Source organism: Kallipyga massiliensis ph2 (genome assembly GCF_000311985.1).
Taxonomy (GTDB): domain Bacteria; phylum Bacillota; class Clostridia; order Tissierellales; family Peptoniphilaceae; genus Kallipyga; species Kallipyga massiliensis.
The window spans coordinates 218,886-239,303 of record NZ_HE978586.1 but is presented as its reverse complement, the minus strand read 5'-3'; the positions used below and the strand labels follow the sequence as shown (position 1 = coordinate 239,303).

Here is a 20,418-nt window from a genome sequence, read left to right as displayed (position 1 = left end):
TTCTGCTACCGTCAATGGCCACCCGGGAGGCTTTCCGGGGGAAAAGAAGGGAAAGCACTTGAAGGGCATGGGGTTTTTGCATATAATAGTTCTGTTCTCTTTGGAAAATTAGCTCAGTTGGTTAGAGCACCACGTTCACATCGTGGGGGTCCAGGGTTCGAGTCCCTGATTTTCCATGTGGTAGATGCCCTTCCCTTCACTCCAAGGGATTGGGCATTTTTTTATGTGCAGTCCGTTTTTTTAGGCCCGGTAAGATTTTTTGTCTCATTAAATGGTATCAGAAAAGTTCTCTTTCGGCCTCCTAAATATAATCCATTTCCTCCTTTACAGGACCGGCTAATTGTAGTAGAATAAGACTAAGTTAAATATTTATCAAGAGAATTCCTTGCGAAACCCCATTTCAGAAGCCTGGAAAATACAGGCCGGGGGACACGGGGAAAGATCGGAAAGGGTATGTTGGACAGGGACCACAAGGTCCGGAAAGGGAGTAAAAAATGTCTGAAAGAATCTTTATCACTGGAGCTGTCAGAACAGCAGTCGGAACGATGGGTGGGGCACTTTCTACCGTACCCGCAAAGAAGTTAGCTGAAATTGTTATTAAAGAATCTTTAAATCGCGCAGGGATCAAGCCGGAAGATGTGGACTTTGTCTACATGGGCAACGTCCTCCAGGCCGGTGCCGGACAGAACGTGGCTCGTCAGGCTTCCGTCAACGCCGGTATCCCCGTAACCACCCCGGCCGTGACCATGAACATCCTCTGCGGATCCGGCCTTGAGACCGTCAACACCGGTGCCCGAATGATCAAAACCGGCGATGCGGATATCGTTGTCTGCGGCGGAACCGAAAACATGTCCATGGCTCCCTACCTCCTGACCAATGGCCGCTATGGATACCGGATGGGCGATGCCAAGATCATCGACTCCATGACCCATGATGCGTTAACGGATGCCTTCAACAACTACCATATGGGCATTACCGCTGAAAACATTGCTGAGAAGTGGGGCTATTCCCGTGAGAAGTTGGATGAATATGCTGTTATGTCCCAGAACCGGGCAGAAAAGGCACAAAAGGCCGACGTCTTCCAGGAAGAGATCGTTCCTGTTGAAGTAAAGAAGAGAAAGGAAACCATCACCTTCAATAAGGATGAGGGAATCCGCTATGGTCAGACCATGGAATCCGTCGCCAGACTGAGACCCGCTTTCAAGGAAGGTGGCGTGGTGACTGCTGGAAACTCCTCCGGAATCAATGACGGAGCAGCCTGCGTCATCCTGATCTCTGAATCCAAGATGAAGGAACTGGGTGTCAAGCCCCAGGTGGAATATGTTGACGGAACCGTTGGCGGTGTTGATCCTGCCATCATGGGAACCGGCCCAATCGAAGCGACCAAGAGACTGATGAAGAAGCTGGATTGCGACATCAATGCCTTCGACCTGGTGGAAGCCAATGAAGCCTTTGCCGCCCAGTCCGTGGTCTGCATGGAAGAACTTGGACTCGACCCGGAAAAGACCAACGTTAATGGTGGCGCTATCGCCATCGGTCACCCCGTTGGATGCTCCGGTGCTCGGATCCTGGTTACCCTGATTTATGAATTCCTCCGCCGGAAGGATGCCAAGCAAGCCCTGGCCACCCTCTGCGTCGGTGGTGGGATGGGCGTTGCCACAGCCATCAAGAAGGTTGAAGACTAATTGAGAAAGCAAGAGGGGAGTGAAGCCTTCACTCCCCTCATTCCTGTAAGGAGGCAGCATGGAATTTGTAAAATATGATGTCCAGGGCCAGGTCGGGGTCATTACGATTGACCGGCCTAAGGCCCTCAACGCCTTGAATGACCAGGTCCTTAAGGAACTGGACCAGACCATGGACCAGGTGGACCAGGGTCAGGTTCGTTGCCTGATCATCACCGGTTCAGGGGACAAGTCCTTCGTGGCGGGAGCAGACATCGCCCAGATGAAGGACTTTAACGAAGACGAGGGCAAGGCCTTCGGACTCCTTGGAAATAAGATTTTCCGGAAGATCGAAACCTTCCCCATCCCCGTCATCGCCGCCATCAACGGTTTCGCCCTGGGCGGGGGAAATGAGCTGGCCATGTCCTGCGACATCCGCTACTGCTCAGAGAACGCCCTCTTCGGTCAGCCGGAAGTGGGCTTGGGCATCACAGCAGGCTTCGGCGGAACCCAGCGACTGGCTCGGGTGATCGGGTCCATGTCCAAGGCCAAGGAACTCCTCTATACCGCCAAGAACATCAAGGCCGAGGAAGCCAAGGAGATCGGCCTGGTCTCTGAAGTTTTTGCTCAAGAGGACCTCATGGCCCAAGCCATGAAGACCGCCCAGCGGATCGCCGGCAATGCCCCCATTGCCGTCCGCAATACCAAAGCCGCCCTCCTGCAAGGAATCGAAGAACCCATGGACAAAGCCATGGAAACGGAAGCCGGTTATTTCGGCAACTGCTTCGATTCGGAGGACCAGGTAGAAGGTATGTCCGCCTTCCTGGAAAAGCGGAAAGAAAAGAATTTCCAAAACAAGTAAATCTTCTTAAGGGCAGGGGATCTGCTTGAAGGAGAAATATGGCTTTCAGCCAATAAAGGAGGAAGAATGAAAGTTGGAGTAATCGGTGCCGGGACCATGGGATCTGGAATTGCCCAGGCCTTCGCACAAAAAGGACACGAAATCATGCTCTCGGATATCAAGATTGAATTTTCCGAGGGAGGAAAGGCAAAGATTAAAAAGGGTTTGGACCGTCGGGTTCAAAAGGGAAAGATGGACCAGGCAGATGCCGATGCCATCGTCAACCGGATCACCCCTTGCCTGAACGACCAGTTGGATGACTGCGACCTCATCGTTGAAGCTGCCATCGAAAACATGGCCATCAAAAAAGAGACCTTCAAGAAGTTAGATGAGACCGTCAAAAAGGACTGCATCTTTGCTTCCAACACCTCTTCTCTTTCCGTGACCGAGATCGGCGCCGGCCTGTCTCGTCCCTTGATCGGGATGCACTTCTTCAACCCCGCCCCGGTCATGAAGTTAATTGAGGTTATCCCCGGAATCAATACTCCCCAGGAAACGGTAGACAAGATCGTCTCCATTTCTGAAGAATTGGGCAAGACCCCTGTTGTGGTTAAGGAAGGTCCCGGATTCGTGGTTAACCGGATCCTGGTTCCCTATATCAACGAAGGTATTTCTATCCTGGAAGACGGACTGGCTAAGCCGGAAGACATTGACACCGCCATGAAGCTCGGTGCCAACCATCCCATGGGCCCCCTGGAACTCGGTGACCTCATCGGTTTGGACGTCGTCCTGGCCATCATGGAAGTCCTCTACAATGAATTCGGCGACTCCAAGTACCGCCCCGCCCCTCTCCTGAGAAAGATGGTCCGCGGCGGACGCCTGGGTCGGAAGACCGGTCAAGGTTTCTTTGACTATAGCAAATAAAGGTCTATGATAGTAAATGAGGATAAAGGGCATAACTATGCCCTTTATCCTTGATTATGTAGGTCCATGACTAATAGGAGGAATCTATGGAATTTGATCTGAATGTGATGAAAGAGATGGAGGAGATGCGTCAGATGTTCCGCAAGTTCGCGGAAACTGAAGTGGAACCTCTGGCCGTGGAAATTGATGAGACCCATGAATTTCCCATGGAGAACGTCAAGAAGATGCAGAAGCTTGGCTATTTCGGTATTCCTTTCCCTGAGGAATTAGGCGGAGAAGGTGGATCCGAACTTCTTTATGCCATCCTGGTGGAAGAACTGGCCCGGGTTTGCGCCTCGACATCCGTCATCGTATCGGCACATACCTCTCTCTGTGGTGGTGCGTTAATGCGCTTCGCCAATGAGGAGCAGAAAGAAAAATACTTACGTCCCCTGGCTTCCGGTGAAAAACTGGGTGCTTTCGGTTTGACCGAGCCCAATGCCGGGACTGACGCTTCCGGTCAGCAGACCGTAGCCGTCAAGGACGGAGATGAATACATCCTGAACGGAACAAAGATCTTTATCACCAATGCCGGAGCAGCGGACACTTTCATCGTATTCGCCATGACCGACCGGTCCAAGGGAACCCACGGCATTTCCGCCTTCATCGTGGAAAAGGGAACCCCCGGATTCGATATCGGTACGGTGGAAAAGAAGATGGGTATCCACGCTTCTTCCACCTGCGAGCTGATCTTCCGCGACTGCCGCATCCCTGCTGAGAACCTCTTAGGCAAGGAAGGAAGAGGCTTCCCCATTGCCATGCAGACCCTGGACGGTGGACGTATCGGGATTGCCGCCCAGGCTTTAGGTATCGCTCAGGGCGCCTTCGACCGGACGGTCCAGTACGTCAAAGAGCGTGAACAATTTGGTCGCCCCTTGGCCAAGTTCCAGAACACCCAGTTCATGTTAGCCAAGATGGCTACGGAAATTGAAGCCTCCCGCCTCCTGGTTTATAAGGCTGCCATTGCCCATGACACCCAGGACCGCTTCTCCGAAGAGGCTGCTATGGCCAAACTCAAGGCCTCCCGGACCGCCATGTGGGTCACCACCGAATGCGTCCAGCTCCACGGTGGCTACGGCTACATCCAGGAATACCAGGTTGAGCGCATGATGCGTGATGCCAAGATTACCGAAATCTACGAAGGAACATCCGAGGTCATGGAAATGGTCATCGGCGGTTCCGTCTTAGCGAGAGCAAAATAGAGGAAGGAGCCAACATGAAAATTCTTGTTTGTGCAAAACAAGTTCCGGATACAACCGAAATGAAGATTGACCCGGAAACCAACACCCTGATCCGTAGAGGGGTGCCCAGCATCTTAAATACCTATGATTCCTACGCTTTAGAGCAGGCCCTTCAGCTCAAGGACAGGGATCCCGAAAACACCAAAGTGGTTGTCGTTTCCATGGGCCCCCCACAGGCGGAAGGCATGCTGAGAGACTGCCTGGCTGTCGGTGCGGATGAAGCCTATCTGGTTACCGACCGGAAATTCGGTGGCTCCGACACCTTGGCCACTTCCTACATTCTTTCCCAAGCCGTTGAAAAGCTCCAGGAAGAAGACGGCCCCTTTGACGCTATTTTCTGCGGCAAGCAGGCCATCGACGGCGATACCGCCCAGGTTGGCCCCGAGCTGGCTGAGCACATGGACATCCCCCAGATCACCTATGGTCTGAACGTGGAGGTCAAGGACGGCAAGGCTGTTATCGAGAGAGAACTGGATTCCTGCCACCAGGTCGTGGAAACCCAGATGCCCTTCCTGGCCACCTTCAACAAGACGGACGAGCTCCGCTATGCCCGCGTCCGCAATGCCCTTCATTCCAAGAAGGCGGAAATCAAGTATTTGACCTTCGATGAATTCCCCAACATCGATACCACGGCCATCGGACTCAAGGGGTCCCCAACCAGAGTGGTGAAGTCATATACACCGGAAAGCCACAAAGAAGGCATTCGAATCCAAGAAGCAGATCCCAACCTGGCCGCTAAGCGCCTGGTTTCCGCGATGGAACATGCCAAGGTACTGTAGGAGGTAGTCCATGACAGAATATAATAACATGTGGGTCATTACCGAATTAAAGGAAGATGGAACACCGGCCAACGTCAGCCTTGAGCTTTTGACCACAGCTCTTTCCCTGGCTGCAAAGGTGGGGGAGAAAGTTTACTCCGTCCTCATCGGATCCGACTTGGATAAGGCCCAGGAAGTCTGCAAGAACTATGGCGCTGACGGTGTTGTCCTCGTTAAAGGTGATGTCTACAAAGAATACAACACCGACGTTTACACCCATGCCATTGAAGAACTGGTTAAAAAGCACCACCCCAGAACCATGTTCATCGGCGCTACCAACCAAGGCCGTGACTTGGGCCCCCGGGTTTCTTCCCGCCTCAAAACCGGTCTGACCGCTGACTGCACAGAGTTGGACATCGATACGGAAAACCACAATATCCTCTGGACCCGTCCTGCCTTCGGTGGTAACCTCATGGCCCAGATCATCTGTGCTGACCACCGTCCCCAGATCGGGACCGTCCGTCCCGGCGTCTTCCAGTCCATCCGCGTGGAGCCCAAGGCGGAATTTGACGTTATTCAAGAAACCATCGACTTCCCCACGGAGAAGATCCGGACCCGCGTCCTGGACACCATCCATGAAGAAGCCGGCGACGAAGTCAACCTCCTCGAGGCGGACATCATCGTATCCGGTGGACGTGGACTGGGTGATCCCAAGAACTTCGACCTGATTGAAAAGCTGGCCCACGCCCTCGACGGGACCGTCGGTGCCTCCCGTGCAGCCGTTGATGCCGGTTGGATTACCCACTCCCACCAGGTCGGCCAGTCCGGTAAGACCGTTAAGCCCCAGGTCTACATCGCTGTCGGCATCTCCGGTGCTATCCAGCACTTAGCCGGTATGCAGAACTCCGACTACATCATCGCCATTAACAAGGACCCCGAAGCCCCCATCTTCAAGGTGGCGGACATCGCCCTGGTTGGTGACCTCTTTGAGATTGTTCCCGAACTGACCAAGGAAATCGAAGAATATAACGCTAGAAAGAACTAAGTTCTTTTCACGGGAAAATAAGGGTTGATCCCTTAAGATAAAAAGAGAGAAGTGCAAATTTTGCACTTCTCTTTTTTTGACTAGGCATATTGGGGTTGACCCTGGCTGGGGGTCATATTTTCTGGTAGCCAGGGAGCCACTTCCTATTTCTTCTCGGGGAAAACCAAGAATCGCTGGCCCAGGTAGTTTAGCCCTACAAAGAGGACCATGCCCACCACCATGGCGATATTTTCGACCAGCTTAATCTCTTGGCCCGACAGGATTCTCATGACCAGGGGCTTAGCCAGACCGTAGGCCAGGAAGTAGCAGACGGTGATATTAAGAACGAATTTTACCACCTGGCTCCAGGATTTTTCCTTGGATTGGAAGGTGAAGTATTTGTTGAGAAAGTAGGAGAGAATGGAACCCAGGATGTAGTTTAGGGCCGAAGAGAGCCAGTAGGAGGCGGAAAAGACATTATAGGCCAGGAACATGACCCCGGTTCCGAAAAGAGTATTGATAATCCCGACCAGGATAAATTTTAGGGTGGTTTTATCGAAAAGTCGGATTGACGTCTCTGGCTTTTCATTTTTCTTATTTATAGGCATAAGTAACTCCTTCAAGGGATATCCGGAAAATCCTCTCCCTGGACAATTTACTTCCTCCATTGTAAAAGAAAGAGGGAAAGAGGCCAAATTTTTCGGAAGGGATTTCGATATGTGGATGATTTTATGCTACAATTCTTATACATAGAAATTATGAGAATTTTTTATATTTCACATACATAAAGGATAAAACAATGACAGAAGAGAATTTAAGCAAGCAGGATAGTCAAGGAAAAAGCAAGCGAAATGAGCCGGCTGAAAAGCCTGCCTTGGAAAATGACCTGGCCCCGGAGGTCATCCGCAAGCTCCGGGCTGCCCAGGAGAATGGGGGAGGGAGGAAGGAAGCCTATGACCTGAGTGCGTATAAGGTCCTGGTGGACTTCCTGGGAAAATTCCTGGGGCCCGACTATGAGATCCTTCTCCATGACGTGTCCAAGCTCCCCAATTCCGTGGTGGCCATTGCCAATCCATTATCCGGCAGGGGAGTGGGGTCCCCGATCACAGAGCTGGGCCTCCGGATCATCCAGGAGAAGATGTATAAGAGCCGGGACTATTATGTCAACTACCAGGGTCGTCGGGGGAATGACCATTATCGGTCTTCGTCATTCTTTATTAAGGATGACGAGGGAGATCTGGTTGCCCTCCTCTGCATCAATTTCACGGATGCCCGCTTCCTGGAGGAATTCGACCGCTTGCAAAAGATCATCCATCCCAAGGATTGGGTCAATCCGACGGCAAGTGATCGGGTCAACCTGGGCCAGACCTTCGACCAGGTCAACCAAGAGGGTGGGGTTGAAGAGTTCCACTCCAATATCGACGAGCTCATGGTCAATATCTTCGAGGATGTGATTAAAGGGAACCCTATTCCCATCGGTTATATGAAGCAAGAAGACCGGCTGGAGGTGACCAGGCAGCTGGATGCCCGTGGAATGTTCCGGATGAAGGGGGCGGTTAATTTTGTGGCCGAAAAGCTGGACTGTTCAGTCGCTACCGTCTATCGTTACTTAAATATGATCAACTGGCAGGAGTAATTCCTGCCGGTTTTTTCTTTTTATCATTCCTTTTATTATGGTATTTCAATGGTATTTGATCTATACTATTCCAAAAAGGAATAGCAACTATGAGAAATTAGAAACGTTTTCTCACCTAGTTTATGATACGATGACGGTAGGTAAATGTTCCCAGGCCTATAAATTGACTTATCTTTGAAGATGGAAAAAAAGGATAGTCAGTTGCTTATCGGTAATAGGCATGGGACTTTGTCGAAGAGGAAACGTTTATTTTCTTTGAATTGAAAATTGTGCCCTCTTATGGGGTGCAGGAGAAAGCTTCTAAGAAAGGAGTTGTCATGGAAAAAAAGAACCTGAAACTTGACACGATTGCAGTACACGGCGGGTATGAGCCGAATAAATATGGGGCACTGGCCACCCCGATTTATCAAACCTCAACCTTTATCTTCGACAACTGCAATCAGGGCGGTAACCGCTTTGCCGGAAAAGAAGACGGCTACATCTATGGTCGTCTCGGCAATCCCACCGTCGCAAATGCTGAAAAGAAAGTGGCCTTGCTTGAAGGAGCCGAAGATGCCGTTGGTACCGCTTCCGGTATGGGCGCTATCGCCTCCACCCTTTGGTCCTTCCTCTCTGCCGGTGACCACATCATCGCCTCTGAAGTTCTCTATGGTTGCACCTTCGCTTTGATGAACGAGAGCCTGACCCGGATGGGCGTGGAAGTTTCCTTCATCGACACCACTGACCCCAAGAATGTGGAAAAGGCCATGAAGGACAATACGAAGATTGTCTACATAGAAACGCCGGTTAACCCCACCATCGGCCTGGCCGACATCAAAGCCATCGCCGACATCGCCCACAAGAAAGAGGGCGTCCGGGTGGTCGTTGACAACACCTTCGCCACCCCGGTCTGCCAGAAGCCTCTGGAACTGGGCGCTGATATCGTCGTCCACTCCGCCACCAAGTACCTCAACGGCCATGGAGACGTCATTGCCGGATTCGCTGTGGGCTCTGCCGAAGACATGGCTACCGTCCGACTCGTCGGCGTCAAGGACTGCACCGGTTCCGTCATGTCCCCCTTCCAGGCCTACCTGATCATCCGCGGAATGAAGACCCTGGGTGTCCGCGTCCGCCAGCACTGCGCCAATGCACAGAAGGTCGCTGAGTTCCTTGAAAAGCACGACAAGGTCGAGCGCGTTATCTATCCGGGACTGGATTCCTTCGACCAGAAAGAATTGGCTGACCGCCAGATGAAGCTCCCCGGCGCCATGATTTCCTTTATGGTCAAGGGCGGCTTGGATGATGCCAAGAAGGTGATGGACTCCGTTAAGATTTGCACCCTGGCCGTTTCATTGGGCGACTGCGAAACCCTGATCGAGCATGCGGCTTCCATGACCCATTCCACCTACTCCCCTGAAGAATTGGAGAAGGCCGGAATCCCGGTTAACCTGATCCGTCTTTCTGTCGGTCTGGAAGATCCTGAGGATATCATCGCTGACCTCGACCAGGCCCTCAACCAGCTCTAAAGCGAAGAAAAGCGGCGAATTAACAGAGAAAAGCCGCAAGATGATGTATGGGGGACTTGAGGGATGAGACTCCAACAGCTCTACTACCTGCTGGTACTCTACCAATCGGATACGATGGTGGATGCTGCCAACAAATGCTATGTCACCCAACCGACGATTTCCAAGGCCATTAAAAGCCTGGAGGAGGAACTCGGGATTGAGATCCTCCTCCGCGGAAACCAGCGGCGGGTGGCCTTTACGGAAGAAGGGGAGAACCTGGCGGAAATGGCCAAGTCCATCATTTTCGAACTGGAGACTATCCGTTCGACCTTCTCCAAAAAGAAGGAGAGCCGACTCCGGGTTTCCGCCCAGCATTTTGTCCATGTGGTGGATGCCTTCTCTGACCTCATCACCCGGTATGAGGATAGCGACTATGACTTCGAACTCCGGGAAGTCACGACCAAAGGGGCCATCTCCGAGGTGGAGTCCGGCCTGGCTTCCATCGGGATCATCTCCATGGCAACGGAGACCGAGCGGGAGATTTTAAAGTACCTGAGGGACCGCTTCCTCGACTTTCACCAATTGGGAACCTATGCCTATGCTGTTTTTCTTAGCAAGGACCATCCCCTGGCCGGAGCCAAGGAGTTGTCGCTAGACGACCTCCAGCCCTATCCATATATCTGTTACTCCCAGACAGACTCAGCCCATTCATTTTTAGAAGAGGGAATTCGCCCGAACGCCCGGCAAATCATCCGGGTTTCAGATAGGGACACGATCTATCAAATCCTTTCCGACCACCAAGCCTATACCATCGGGTCAGGTGTCATCTCGTCGAGAGGGGATGATCAGCTGATGGCAGTTCCCCTGGAATCTTCTTCAGGGATCATCCGGATCGGGTGGATTGCTTCAAAGGACCACCGAGTGACCAAACTCGAAAAAGAATTTATTGACTTATGTCAGAGCTACATAGGGTCTTCGGATGCGAAGACCTCCTAAGAGGAGGAATTTATGAATAATGATAATCAACCGCAGAGAAGCTCAGGCGTTTCTCTACTCCCCTTTTTAATTTTTGTTGGTTTGTATCTAGGTATTGGTATTTATCTCTCCGGCCAGGGAGTGGAAATGGCCTTCTACCAGTTCCCGATTTTAGTCGCCTGCCTGGTCGGTATTCTTTCCGCTTTCTTCCTGCATAAGGGAGACATGAACAGCAAGCTCAACAACCTGGTCGCCGGCATGGGCGATACGGATATTATGATCATGTGCCTGATCTACCTCCTGGCCGGGGCCTTTTCCGCGTCAGCCGATGCCATCGGCGGTGTTGAATCAACGGTCCATTTGGCCTTGACCTACATCCCGGCTCAGTTCCTTGTCGCCGGTGTCTTCATCATCTCCGCCTTCCTCTCCCTGGCCATGGGGACCTCCATGGGAACCATCGGAGCGGTCGTTCCTATCGCCGTTCCCTTGGCCGTTGCCTCCAACCTGAACGTCTACCTCATGGTCGGTGCCGTTCTCGGCGGAGCGATGTTTGGTGATAATCTCTCCGTCATTTCCGATACGACGATCGCAGCTACTCGTTCCCAAGGCGTAGAGATGCAGGATAAGCTCCGGATGAACTTCAAGATGGCTATTCCGGCAGCTATCATTACCGTGATCCTTCTTCTAGTTTTTGGTCGTCCAGAGACTACTCCTGCGATTGAGAAATTTGATTTTAACATTGTTAAGATTATCCCGTATCTTTTTGTGCTCATCTCCGCATTATGCGGTATGAACGTCTTTGTTGTTCTGGCCGGCGGCGTTGTCCTGAACGGCATCATCGGCATTGCCACTGGAGCCATCGGCTTCATCGAATTCACCGGTGCCATGGGCAAAGGAATGATGGGAATGGCGGAAATCTTCATTCTTTCCATCTTAGTTGGCGGTTTGGCTTCCATGTGCCGGGCTGATGGCGGTTTCGACTGGCTCATCCGTAAACTCTCCTCCGGCGTGAAATCTTCCGCCTCTGCCCAGCTGTCCATCGGCGGTCTGGTTTCCCTGGTTGACCTGGCTGCGGCAAACAACACGGTTGCCATTATTATCTCCGGCCCGATTGCCAAGGACCTCTCCAATGACTTCAAAGTTGACCCCAGACGGTCAGCCTCTCTCTTGGATGCTTTCTCCTGCGTCTTCCAGGGAATCATCCCCTACGGTGCCCAAGTTCTTTTGGCAATCTCTTTAACTTCTGAAAAGGCCGGCGTGGTCCTTAACCCCTTACAGATTATTCCTAATGTTTGGTACTGCCTACTTCTGGCTGTTTTCCTGATCCTTTCGATCTTCGTGCCCTATGCTGATGGTGCAATCAAGAAAGATCCCTGGAACTACGAATATGATTGCAAGGAGAGCGAAGTGGAAGAGAAGAAGCAGACCCTGGCTTCCGAGTAAACCCAATTATTTCCAACAATTGAATCCAGTGTAGAAGTCCATATTCACCGGAAGGCTTCTGACGCAGAAGAAAAGGAGCCTTCTTGAGAAGAGGTTAAATCTCAGGAAGGCTCCTTTTTTAATAATCTTTTCCAAAATTTTACAGGGAAAATGGGGGAAAACGGTTGACGAATGTCCATTTTTGATTTAACATGATAAAGAATTACAATGTTTAGAAATATTTATTAAGCTTCTTTTATCAAGATCTTCTTCCATCAAGATAGGGAAGGCGGATGAAATATTTCCAACATTGAAAGGGTAATACACGTTCCCACGGCTGTTTTTTAACCGCAGAAAACAAAGGAGAAGAAGATGACCAAAGTAATTGCAACGGAAAATGCCCCCCAAGCGATCGGCCCCTATTCCCAAGGGTTGGTGGTAGGAAACATGGTGATGACCTCCGGTCAGATCCCCCTGAATCCCAAGACCGGGGAAATGGCTGACACCATCGAAGAGCAAACTAAGCAGTCCTTAACCAACGTCAAAGCCATCCTTGAAGAGGGCGGATCCTCCATGGAAAAAGTGGTTCACACCACCGTCTTCCTCCAGGACCTCAACGACTTCACTGCGATGAACGAAGTTTATGCGACATTCTTCACCGGAATCCTGCCGACCCGGTCCTGCGTCCAGGTGGCCAAGCTGCCCAAGGGTGCAAAAGTAGAAATTGAAGCCACCGGAACGATCGACTAAGACTTCATTTTGGATGTCCCTTTTGAATGAATTTTGAGAGGAGAAATTATGGCTAGACCTAGAAAATCGATGGATGGGAATACGGCTGCCTCGCACGTCTCTTATGCCTATAGCGACAACGCCATCATTTACCCCATTACTCCATCATCCCCAATGCCTGAATTGATCGACAAGTGGTCAGCAAACGGGCGAGAGAATGTCTTTGGCAACCAGGTTACGGTTACCGAAATGCAATCCGAAGCGGGTGCTTCCGCTTCCGTCCACGGCGCCCTCCAGGGCGGCGCATTAACCACCACCTACACCGCATCCCAGGGTCTTCTCCTGATGATTCCTAACCTCTATAAGATGGTTGGCGAACGTCTCCCCGGCGTGGTCCACGTGGCTGCCCGCTCCATCTCCACCTCCACCATCAACATGTATGGTGACCACCAGGACGTCATGGCCTGCCGCCAGATCGGCCTCGGCATGTTGGCCGAGGGTTCGGTTCAGGAAATCATGGACCTGGCTCCCGTTGCCCATCTTTCTGCTATTGAAGCCCGTATCCCCTTCATGAACTTCTTCGATGGTTTCCGGACCTCCCATGAAATCCAGAAGATCGAAGTTTGGGATTACAAGGACCTGGCTGACATGCTGGACATGGATGCCGTTGATGACTTCAAGAACCGGTCCCTGAACCCGGAGCGTCCTGTGGAACGCGGTGTCTTCGAAAAATCCGGCTACTTCCAGAGACAGGAAGCCCAGAACATCGCTTACGACAAGCTCCCTGAGATTGTTGAAAAATACATGAACATGGTCAACGAAAAGATCGGCACGGACTATGCACCTTTCACCTACTATGGTGATCCCGAAGCGGAAATCGTGACCGTCCTCATGGGATCCGGTACGGACACCATGGAAGAAACCGTCCGCGTCCTCAACAAAACCGGCAAGAAGTACGGCGTCATTAAGATCCATCTCTACCGTCCCTTCTCTGCCAAGCACTTCCTCTCCAAGCTCCCCAAGACGGTCAAGACCATCGTGGCCCTGGACCGGACCAAGGAAAGAGGATCCGTAGCAGAGCCCATCTACCTGGATGTCCAACAGGTGGTTGCCGAAGCCGGACTCGATATCAAGGTCATCGGCGGACGCTACGGCTTGGGTCAGAAAGATACGACCCCTGCCATGTTCAAGGGTGTCTATGACAATGCAGAAAAAGCAGAACCCAAGAACCACTTCACCGTCGGTATCCATGACGATGTGACCCACACTTCACTGGAGTGGGATCCCTCCTTCGTGGCCCGCGACGAATCCACCATGCGGTGCAAGTTCTGGGGTGTCGGCGGCGATGGTACCGTTGGTGCCAACAAGTCCGCCATTAAGATCATCGGCGATAACACCGACAAGTATGTCCAGGGCTACTTCGACTACGATGCCAAGAAGTCCAATGGTCTTACCGAATCCCACCTCCGTTTCTCGGACAACCCCATCCATTCCGCTTACCTCCTGGATGAAGCGGACTTCATCTCCTGCTCACCCCAGGCCTATGTCGAAACCTATGACCTGGTCAAGCAGTTGAAAGATGGCGGGACCTTCCTTTTGAACACCATTTGGTCCGATGAAGAGTTGGAAGAAAAACTTCCCGGCCAGCTCAAGAGAGACATCGCCAAGAAGAACATCAAGTTCTATACCATCAACGCTTCCAAGGTTGCGGAAGAAGTGGGATTAGGCCAGAGAGTGAACATGGTCATCCAGACCGCCTTCTTTGCCCTCTCCAAGGTTCTTCCCATTGACGACTCCATCAAATACCTGAAGAAGTCCATCGTTGACTCCTATGGCCACAAGGGTGAAGATATCGTCAACATGAACTACAAGGCAGTCGATAAGGCCCTGGAAGAACTCCACAAAGTGGAAGTTCCGGAAGCCTGGAAGGATGCTGAGGATACTGTGAAAGACTACGGCGAAGAGCCTGAATTCATCACCAAGATGGTTCGTCCCATCATCAACTTGAAAGAGGACGACCTGCCTGTTTCCACCTACCTGCCCTATGATGACGGAACCTATATGTCCGGGACCTCTCGCTTTGAAAAGCGGGGCATCTCCCTCCACGTTCCTGAGTGGCACCCGGAGAACTGCATCCAGTGCAACTCCTGTTCTTACGTCTGCCCCCACGGCACCATCCGGCCCTTCCTCCTTACCGAAGAAGAAAAGGCCAATGCGCCTGAGGGCTTCGAGACCATCCCTGCCAATGGCAAGAACTTCAAGGGCTATGAATACCGGATCCAGGTGGCCACTTATGATTGCCTAGGCTGCGGAAACTGCGCCGATATCTGCCCGGCCAAGGAAAAGGCCCTGACCATGGAAGATGCCGGTCCACAGAGAGAGGCCCAGAAAGAAAACTGGACCTATGCGGATGAAGTGGTTGGCTACAAGGGGAACCTGGCTGAGCCCAACAATCCCAAGAACTCCCAGTTCCGTCAACCCTACCTGGAATTCAACGGCGCCTGCGCCGGCTGTGGCGAATCACCCTATGCCAAGCTCATCACCCAGCTCTATGGTGACCACATGATCATCGCCAATGCCACCGGCTGCTCCTCCATCTGGGGATCTTCCGTACCTTCCATGCCTTACTGCAAGGATCCTGAAGGACGCGGTCCCGCTTGGGCCAACTCCCTCTTTGAGGATGCCGCTGAATACGGATACGGAATGGCCCTGGCTCAGAAGTCCAACCATAGCCTCCTGACCAAGTACATGAACAAGTTCATTGAACTCGACATCTACTCTCCGCTCAATGACCTCTTCAAGGAATGGCTCGACCTGGGCAAGGACTATGACAAGTCCAGAGAAGTCGCTGACAAGATTATTGAAGAAGCCGGAAAGGGCGTTGACAATAAGGAAGGACAAGACCTCCTCGACCGGATCCTGTCCCTGAAAGACTACCTGGCCCAGAAGTCCGTATGGATCTATGGTGGTGACGGTTGGTCCTACGATATCGGATTCGGCGGTTTGGACCACGTCCTGGCCTCCGGCGAAGACATCAACGTCATGGTCTTCGATACCGAAGTTTACTCCAACACCGGTGGTCAGTCCTCCAAGGCAACCCCGCTTGCTGCCGTGGCCAAGTTTGCTGCCTCCGGTAAAAAGGTTCGGAAGAAGGACCTGGGCCTCATGATGACCTCCTACGGCTATGTCTACGTTGCCCAGGTGGCCATGGGTGCCAACAATATGCAGACCCTGAAGGCCATCCGTGAAGCGGAAGCTTACAATGGACCTTCCCTGATTATCGGTTATGCACCGTGCATCAACCACGGCCTCAAGTGCGGCATGGGTAAGACCCAAGAGCGCGAGAAGCTGGCTGTTGAAGCAGGCTACTGGCATATGTGGAGATTCAACCCCGAACTGGCTGAAGAAGGAAAGAACCCCTTCGTCATGGATTCCAAGGAACCCACCGGGGACTTCCAGGAATTCCTCCAGGGTGAGGTCCGCTATGCCTCTCTGAAGAGAGAGTTCCCTGAATTCGCTGATGAACTCTATGCTGCAGCGGAGAAGGCGGCCAAGGAACGCTATGCCGCTTACCTGGATAAGATCAACCAAGGGGCGGAAACCGCTTCCGAAGCGTAAAGGTTCCTATAAATAAAGCTCAAGCCTCCTGACCAGGAGGCTTGAGTCCCTGAAAGATGGGGCAGGGGACGATCGTCCCCTGCCCGGGTCTTCAGGAAAAATCTTGATTTGCTATTTTTTCATGAAAACCTTATACTTACTTTATTACTAGGAATTGGATATTATGATCCAAGTTTTGCGGATCTAGAGAGGATCAAGAATGATCAATCTGGAAATGATTCAAGAAGCCCAAAAGCTGTTAGAGGGCGTAGCCCGCAAGACCCCACTGGAAAAGGCCCCGACCATTGGAGACCACATTTGGATTAAAGCCGAAAACCTCCAATTGACCGGTGCTTTTAAAATTCGTGGAGCCTTTAACAAAATTGCCCACCTGACCAAGGAAGAAGCGGCACATGGCGTCATCGCCTGCTCCGCCGGAAACCATGCCCAAGGCATTGCCTACTCGGCCACTCAGCAGGGGATCAAGTCGGTCATCTGCATGCCGGCCGATGCCCCCCTGATGAAGGTCCAAGCGACCAAAAATTACGGAGCCGAAGTGGTTTTGGTGCCCGGTGTTTATGACGATGCCCAGGCCGAAGCCGAGAGATTATCCAAGGAAAAGGGATATACATTCGCCCATCCTTTTGAAGATCCCTATGTCATGGCCGGTCAAGGGACCATCGGCCTGGAGATCCTGGACCAGTTGGATGAAGTCGAACAAGTCGTCGTCCCCGTCGGCGGTGGTGGACTCATCTCCGGGGTCGCAACAGCCATTAAGTCCCTGAAACCTTCCGTCAAGGTCATCGGCGTTCAATCCGAGAACGTCCCCGCTATGGTGGAATCCTTTAAGAAGGGGAGCCGGGTAACCAGCCCCAACAAAGGAACCATTGCTGACGGCATTCATGTTCTGACACCGGGTCAGGAAACCTTTAAGTGCATCCAGAAGAATGTGGATGAGATGGTGACCGTCAACGAAGATGAAATCGCTGCTGCCATTGTCAGACTGATGGAAGACCAGAAAACCGTTGCAGAGGGAGCCGGTGCAACCACCGTTGCTGCCTATTTGTTTAAAAAGATCGACACCTCCTTGAACACCGTATGTGTGGTTTCCGGCGGAAATGTCGACATCAACCAGCTTCAGCGGACCATCAACCGCGGACTCCACTACGTTGGTCGCCAGCTCATTATCTCCATCAAGCTGCCCGACGCCTCCGGCAACCTCCTCAAGGTTCTCCAGATCATGGCCGATAACAAGGTCAACATCCTGGATATTGAACATCACAGAGGAACCACGGAAACGGAAGTCCAGACGGCCATGGTCACCTTCAGCCTGGAAACGATCGATGGCGAGCATGCCCACAAGCTGCTCGATGCTTTAGATGCTGCGGGATATTCAGTAAAAATTAAATAGTCCATTATTCCTATTTATTCTTAACCTAGCAAGGGAGGGCGTTCCTCGGAACGTAACTACTTATGGCTAATCAAGAAACCAACAAACATGAACACAAAAGATCCTGGGGTCTTCTGCCAAAGCTGATCATTGCTATTGCAGCAGGTATCGCTATCGGTCTGATCACCAAATCCATGAACTTTGAAGTTCCCGTCCGGATTGCTGCAACGTTCAACTCCATCTTCGGAAACTTCCTGAACTTCGTCATCCCTCTGATCATCGTCGGCTTTATCGTTCCCGGTATTGCTGACCTTGGAGCGGGTGCCGGTAAATCCCTGGCCATCACCGCCGGGATTGCTTATGCGTCCACCATCATTGCCGGTTCCTTCGCTTATGGTGTTGACTCCCTGCTTTTCCCCAATTTCCTGGAAAAGGGATCCATCATCATGGACAATGCACAAAATGCAGAAGAAACCATGCTGTCCGGCTATTTCACTGTTGAAATGCCTCCGCTCATGGGCGTAATGACTGCCCTGATTTTCGCTTTCATTATGGGTCTCGGCATTGCCGTTATCCGTCATGAAGGTCTCAAGTCCATCTTTGACGGCTTTGCTGACATCGTCAGCCGTCTCATCTCTGCCATCATCATCCCCCTCCTGCCCTTCCATATCTTTGGTATTTTTGCCAACATGGCTTATGCAGGAACGGTTGCTCAGATCATGAAGGTTTTCGCGGTTGTATTCCTGATCATCATCATTATGCACTGGATCATGCTCCTTATCCAGTACTCCATCGCCGGATCTTCCGCAAAAATCAATCCGATCTCCGCTCTGAAAAACATGATCCCGGCCTATATGACCGCTATCGGGACCCAGTCCTCTGCGGCCACTATCCCTGTTACTCTCCAGTGTACAAAGAACAATGACGTTACTCCGCAAATTGCCGACTTCGTCATTCCTCTTTGCGCCACCATCCACCTGGCCGGATCCACCATCACCCTGACTTCCTGCGCCATGGCCGTTATGATGCTGAACGGTTGGGACGTGACCTTCGGTCATATGTTCCCCTTCATCCTCATGCTCGGTGTTACCATGGTTGCTGCTCCTGGTGTTCCCGGTGGTGCGGTTATGGCTGCTCTCGGCGTTCTCCAGTCCATGCTTGGATTTAACGAAAACATGCTGACTCTGATGATTGCCCTGTACATTGCTCAGGACTCCTTCGGGACAGCCTGCAACGTTACCGGCGACGGCGCTATCGCCATCCTGGTCGACTCCATCACCGGCCACAAGCCCCATCTCCAAGCCAAGGCCGAAGCCAACAAATAGTTTATTGAACGAGAGAGACATTGTTATTCCCCATCGAAAGATGGAAATTTACTGAATAATCCCCGAGACCCCGGTAGGCGGATGCCTGCCGGGGTCTTCTTTTCCTGTGGTAAAATGGGAAGAAGAATTGACGAAGAACTAGGAGAGATGGAAAGAGAGGAGGGGGGATGAAAGACCGGTGGACCATCCACGCCACGGCAGCATTCGGCCTGGAGGCCGTGGTGAAGAAGGAATGCGAAGACTTGGGCTTTGAAGGAGTCCGGGTGGAGGAGGGCCATGTTCTCTTCGAGGGAGGGGCCCGGGAGATTGCCCTGGCCAATATTGCCTTGACCGTAGCAGACCGGGTGGAGGTGGAAGTGGTCCGCTTCTCCAGCCGGGACTTCGACAGCCTCTTTGACCGGATTTACTGGATTCCCTGGGGAGAGATCCTCCCGGAAGATGCTCGCTTTCCGGTCACGGCCCATACCGTGAAATCCAAACTGGCCTCTCCTTCTGACATCCAGTCCATCGCCAAGAAGGCGATTGTGGAAAAGCTCAAGGAGACCTACTACCGGGACGTTTTTTCCGAAGAAGGGACCCTATTCCCGGTGGAGGTTCGTATCCGAAAAGACCTCTGCCAGGTTCTCCTGGATACAACCGGAGAGGGACTTTTCAAGCGGGGTTACCGGAAGGAAAAGGGGCCGGCCCCTCTGAAAGAAACCCTGGCGGCCGGTCTGGTCAAGCTCTCCTACTGGACCCCGGACCGCCCCCTCTTTGACCCCTTCTGTGGGTCCGGAACCATCCTGATTGAGGCAGCTCGGATGGCCCGGAGGATTGACCCCGGCCTGGACCGGGACTTCCTCGCCATGGCCTGGCCCTGGGTGGGGCCTGATGTCTTCAAGGAAATCCGCCGGGACCGGATGGCTCGGATCGACCTGGACCAAAAACTGGACCTCATGGGCTTTGATATTGACGAAAGCGTCATCCTCAAGGCCGTCAAGAATGCCGACCTGGCCGGGGTCAAGGAAGACATCACCTTCGTCCCCAAAAAAATGGAGGAGGCCAATCTCCGGGAAAATTTCGGCATTGTTATCTCCAACCCACCCTATGGAAAGCGGCTGGAGGAGGACCGGGAGGCGGAAGCCCTCCTCCGGACCTATGCCCAGATCCATGGCCGGCTCCGGACCTGGTCCCACTTCATCATCACCCCCTCCAAAGACCTGGAAGAATGGATGGGGAGGGAGGCCGATAGGCGGCGGAAGCTCTTTAACGGGGGTCTGGAAACCACCTATTACCAGTTTCATGGTCCTGACCCCGGTCTCTTCCGCTAGGAATAGGGCCTACAATTCGCTATTCAATCTATGGTAAAATAATAAGGATCGTGCCAAGGAAA

At 52.3% G+C, this 20,418-nt stretch carries 16 protein-coding genes and 1 tRNA gene; 16 read left to right on the top strand and 1 reads right to left on the bottom strand.

The features are described 5' to 3' along the window. Positions 1-102: 102 nt before the first annotated feature. The 7 genes from HGKM_RS07750 (at position 103) to HGKM_RS07720 (ending at position 6,509) form a co-directional block, all read left to right on the top strand. A tRNA-Val gene (locus HGKM_RS07750) sits at positions 103-176 on the top strand. A gap of 318 nt (positions 177-494) precedes the next feature. Then, complete coding sequence (locus HGKM_RS07745) at positions 495-1,685, top strand: acetyl-CoA C-acetyltransferase (RefSeq protein ID WP_019134777.1); 1,191 nt, start codon at positions 495-497, stop codon at positions 1,683-1,685. A 58-nt stretch (positions 1,686-1,743) separates the two neighbouring features. Continuing rightward, positions 1,744-2,523 (top strand): enoyl-CoA hydratase-related protein, encoded by a 780-nt coding sequence (locus tag HGKM_RS07740; RefSeq protein ID WP_019134776.1) that lies wholly within the window; start codon positions 1,744-1,746, stop codon positions 2,521-2,523. 66 nt (positions 2,524-2,589) lie between these two features. Beyond that, the gene (locus HGKM_RS07735) at positions 2,590-3,426 is read left to right on the top strand and encodes a 3-hydroxyacyl-CoA dehydrogenase family protein (protein WP_019134775.1); all 837 of its coding nucleotides are present in this window, start codon (positions 2,590-2,592) and stop codon (positions 3,424-3,426) included. An 86-nt stretch (positions 3,427-3,512) separates the two neighbouring features. Beyond that, a complete protein-coding gene (locus tag HGKM_RS07730; RefSeq protein WP_019134774.1) occupies positions 3,513-4,667 on the top strand; it encodes an acyl-CoA dehydrogenase in 1,155 nt (384 codons plus the stop codon). A gap of 14 nt (positions 4,668-4,681) precedes the next feature. Then, positions 4,682-5,485 carry an electron transfer flavoprotein subunit beta/FixA family protein gene (locus HGKM_RS07725; RefSeq protein ID WP_019134773.1) on the top strand — a complete coding sequence of 268 codons (804 nt, stop codon included), beginning with the start codon at positions 4,682-4,684 and terminating at the stop codon, positions 5,483-5,485. 10 nt (positions 5,486-5,495) lie between these two features. After that, positions 5,496-6,509, top strand: coding sequence for an electron transfer flavoprotein subunit alpha/FixB family protein (locus HGKM_RS07720; protein WP_019134772.1), 1,014 nt, complete (start codon positions 5,496-5,498; stop codon positions 6,507-6,509). A 143-nt stretch (positions 6,510-6,652) separates the two neighbouring features. On the opposite strand, the gene HGKM_RS07715 is transcribed toward HGKM_RS07720, so the two are convergent. Continuing rightward, positions 6,653-7,096: a GtrA family protein gene (locus HGKM_RS07715; protein WP_019134771.1), complete on the bottom strand. Its 444-nt coding sequence runs from the start codon at positions 7,094-7,096 to the stop codon at positions 6,653-6,655. 191 nt (positions 7,097-7,287) lie between these two features. Here HGKM_RS07715 and HGKM_RS07710 point away from each other — a divergent pair, with 191 nt between their 5' ends. The 9 genes from HGKM_RS07710 to HGKM_RS07670 all read left to right on the top strand — a co-directional run bounded on the left by HGKM_RS07710 (position 7,288) and on the right by HGKM_RS07670 (position 20,356). Then, positions 7,288-8,124 (top strand): helix-turn-helix transcriptional regulator, encoded by an 837-nt coding sequence (locus tag HGKM_RS07710; protein WP_019134770.1) that lies wholly within the window; start codon positions 7,288-7,290, stop codon positions 8,122-8,124. A gap of 317 nt (positions 8,125-8,441) precedes the next feature. Beyond that, complete coding sequence (gene megL / locus HGKM_RS07705; protein WP_019134769.1) at positions 8,442-9,629, top strand: methionine gamma-lyase; 1,188 nt, start codon at positions 8,442-8,444, stop codon at positions 9,627-9,629. A 63-nt stretch (positions 9,630-9,692) separates the two neighbouring features. After that, positions 9,693-10,604, top strand: a complete 912-nt coding sequence (locus tag HGKM_RS07700; RefSeq protein WP_019134768.1) for a LysR family transcriptional regulator — start codon at positions 9,693-9,695, stop codon at positions 10,602-10,604. A gap of 12 nt (positions 10,605-10,616) precedes the next feature. Then, on the top strand, positions 10,617-12,026 hold the full coding sequence (locus HGKM_RS07695; RefSeq protein WP_034579897.1) for a Na+/H+ antiporter NhaC family protein: 1,410 nt from the start codon (positions 10,617-10,619) through the stop codon (positions 12,024-12,026). 351 nt (positions 12,027-12,377) lie between these two features. Next, positions 12,378-12,755, top strand: coding sequence for a RidA family protein (locus HGKM_RS07690; RefSeq protein WP_019134766.1), 378 nt, complete (start codon positions 12,378-12,380; stop codon positions 12,753-12,755). 48 nt (positions 12,756-12,803) lie between these two features. Beyond that, on the top strand, positions 12,804-16,352 hold the full coding sequence (gene nifJ, locus HGKM_RS07685) for a pyruvate:ferredoxin (flavodoxin) oxidoreductase (protein ID WP_034579895.1): 3,549 nt from the start codon (positions 12,804-12,806) through the stop codon (positions 16,350-16,352). Between the two features lie 199 nt (positions 16,353-16,551). Continuing rightward, positions 16,552-17,742 carry a threonine ammonia-lyase gene (gene ilvA, locus HGKM_RS07680; RefSeq protein WP_019134764.1) on the top strand — a complete coding sequence of 397 codons (1,191 nt, stop codon included), beginning with the start codon at positions 16,552-16,554 and terminating at the stop codon, positions 17,740-17,742. Between the two features lie 62 nt (positions 17,743-17,804). Beyond that, positions 17,805-19,046, top strand: a complete 1,242-nt coding sequence (locus HGKM_RS07675; RefSeq protein WP_019134763.1) for a dicarboxylate/amino acid:cation symporter — start codon at positions 17,805-17,807, stop codon at positions 19,044-19,046. Positions 19,047-19,213: 167 nt separating this feature from the next. Beyond that, a complete protein-coding gene (locus HGKM_RS07670) occupies positions 19,214-20,356 on the top strand; it encodes a THUMP domain-containing class I SAM-dependent RNA methyltransferase (protein ID WP_019134761.1) in 1,143 nt (380 codons plus the stop codon). The last annotated feature ends 62 nt before the right edge of the window (positions 20,357-20,418 follow it).